At 64.6% G+C, this 2546-nt stretch carries 2 protein-coding genes; both read right to left on the bottom strand.

The window, feature by feature from the left end:
* Positions 1-351: 351 nt before the first annotated feature.
* A complete protein-coding gene (locus G369_RS0135195; protein WP_019658752.1) occupies positions 352-1548 on the bottom strand; it encodes an IS91 family transposase in 1197 nt (398 codons plus the stop codon).
* A gap of 9 nt (positions 1549-1557) precedes the next feature.
* Positions 1558-2430 carry a tyrosine-type recombinase/integrase gene (locus G369_RS0135190; protein WP_019658751.1) on the bottom strand — a complete coding sequence of 291 codons (873 nt, stop codon included), beginning with the start codon at positions 2428-2430 and terminating at the stop codon, positions 1558-1560.
* Positions 2431-2546: the final 116 nt, after the last annotated feature.

The following is a 2546-nucleotide window of genomic DNA, read 5'->3' as shown; positions in this document are numbered from 1 at the left end:
GGTTAAGGGTTGTCCGATACCTGCCCGAGCAACGCCACGAGCCCGCGCACGACAACGGCCAGAGGGCAGGTGTTGGACAAGCCTCTAAGGAGGAAACCGCGGAATGCTCTGCTTAGGACAGGCAACGCTACGAGCCTATGGGGATTCGGAACGCGTGGCCCAAGTTGGCTGGGGCGCGGAGCCCAGGGGATGGCTCCAATGGCGTTGCCGAGGCGCAGTAAATCCAGGCCGTTGTTCGCGTCGCTCGACGCCAGGACGGTCGACGAAGGGCATCACCGGACTCGAAGACCAGACTTCCTCTCATCGGCCCGATCGCAAGAAGGGTCGAAGGTTGGCTGAGCAGTTGCGGCGTCATGGCGCTCGGACCTGTGGTGGCGGCGCACGGATCGGCTGCCCGCGAGCCAACGTCAGCAAGACGCTCATCGCAGCGCCGCAGTGCATGCAGACGAAGGTCGGATGAGGACGGTATGGCTCGGCATCCAGGCTCGTGATTTGGGGGACGGCGTCAGCCTTTTGCCCCAGTAGTTCGCGGATGCGCACCAGGTTGGCCGTGCGATTGCCGTTGGCCAGGATCCCGTAGTGCCGGATGCGATGGAAGCCACTCGGCAGGACGTGCAAAAGGAAGCGGCGCATGAACTCATCGACATCGAGCGTCATCGTCTTGCGCCGGGTGTGGCCCTTGGCCCGGTAGTCCTTCCAACGGAAGGTGACGCCTTGCTCGTCCATCGCTACAAGCCGGCTGTTGGAGATGGCGACGCGGTGCGTGTAGCGAGACAGGTAGGCCAGCACCGCTTCGGGTCCGGCGAACGGTCGTTTGGCGTAGACGATCCATTCGCATTTGCGCAGCGGTGCGAGCCAATGCGCAAAGGCGCGTGCGTCGGTCAGCGCGGCGAACTCGCCGAAGAACCTCAGGCGGCCCGCGCGATACAGCTGCCCGAGCGCTTCGAGGAATCGCGTTCTGAACAGGCGCGACAGCACCCGCACGGACAGGAAGAAGCCGGGCTTGCAGGCGACCCAGCGCTCGCCATCCGGCGACAGACCTCCGCCCGGCACGATACCGTGCACATGCGGGTGGTGCGTCAGTGCCGATCCCCACGTGTGCAGCACCAGGGTCGCGCCGATGCTCGCGCCAAGGTGCTTGGGATCGGCTGCGATGGTCAACAGGGTCTCGGCGGCCGCATCGAACAGCAAGGCGTAGATCTCGGCCTTGTTGTAGTAGGCGATGGCACTGATCGGCGCCGGCAAGGTGAAGACGACGTGGTAATAGTCAACCGGCAGCAGATCGGCCTGGCGAGCCTGGAGCCAGCGCTGCGCCGCACTCGCCTGGCACTTCGGGCAATGCCGGTTGCGGCATGAGTTGTAGGCGATCTGATCCCGCCCGCAGCCTTCGCAACGCAACACGTGGCCCCCCAGCGCCGCGCTGCGGCACTGCTCGATGGCCGACATGACCTTGAGTTGACCCAGGCTCAGGTGACCATGCTGCGCGTTGCGCCAACCAGGACCGTGGGTGCGGAAGATGTCGGCGACTTCCAGGGCGCAGTGCGCCATGAAGACGATCTACGCAGACAGCTTCTCCAGCGGGCTGACGACGTCGCGCAGGACTTCGGTAGCCACGTGCGTGTAGACCGACGTGGTCTCCAACTTCTTGTGGCCGAGCATCACCTGGATCACGCGAATGTCCACCTTCTGCTCCAGCAGGTGCGTGGCGAAGCTGTGGCGCAGCGTATGCATGGTGACGCGCTTGTCGATCTTGGCCGCTTCGGCGGCGTCATGGACTGCCCGGTTGAGCTGGCGCGCGGTCAAGGGGTCGACCGGGTTCTGGCCGGGGAACAGCCAACCGTTGGGCAGCATCTTGCCCATCGAATTGGCGTATCGCCACCAGGCCCGCAGCCGCTCCAGCAGAACCGGCGAGAGCATCGCATAGCGATCCTTGCGACCCTTGCCCTGCTCGACGCGCAGGGTCATGCGCTCGCTGTCGATGTCGCCGACCTTCAGCGCAACGATCTCACTGACCCGCAGGCCGGTGCCGTAGGCGATGGACAGTGCCGTGTGGTACTTGAGGTTGGTGGCTGCTGCGATCAGGCGTGCGGCCTCGTCGCGGCTGAGCACCACCGGAAGCTTCTGGGGCACATGCACGTAGCTCATCCTCTCGACCAGTTCGCCGCGATTGAGCGTGACGTCGAAGAAGAACTTCAGGCCGGTGATGGTGGCGTTGAGTGTGATCGGCGAAACGCCCCGATCGACCAAGTGCAGCTGGAAACGCCGCAGATCCTCCTCGGTGGCTGTGTCGGGGGAGCGCTGAAGGAAGCTCGCGAGGTAGCGCACGGCACGGATGTAGGCAGATTGCGTCTTGGGGCCGAGCTTGCGCATGCGCATGTCGTCGAGCAAGCGCTGGCGCAGTGGTGAAACCGCCGGTGTGGAAGGGGTCATGATCGTGCTCCTGTCGAAGAACGAGGCCGATTGCCTCGGTTCTCAACATAGACAGGGGCGCAATGCCTATCCGCACCGCGGCCATTGCGGCGGGCTACCGCGCGAGCGGTTTAGTC

Source organism: Variovorax atrisoli 110B (assembly GCF_000382045.1).
Classification (GTDB): domain Bacteria; phylum Pseudomonadota; class Gammaproteobacteria; order Burkholderiales; family Burkholderiaceae_C; genus Variovorax; species Variovorax atrisoli.
Note: the sequence above shows the minus strand (reverse complement) of the source record. Positions and strands in the feature narration are given on the sequence as shown.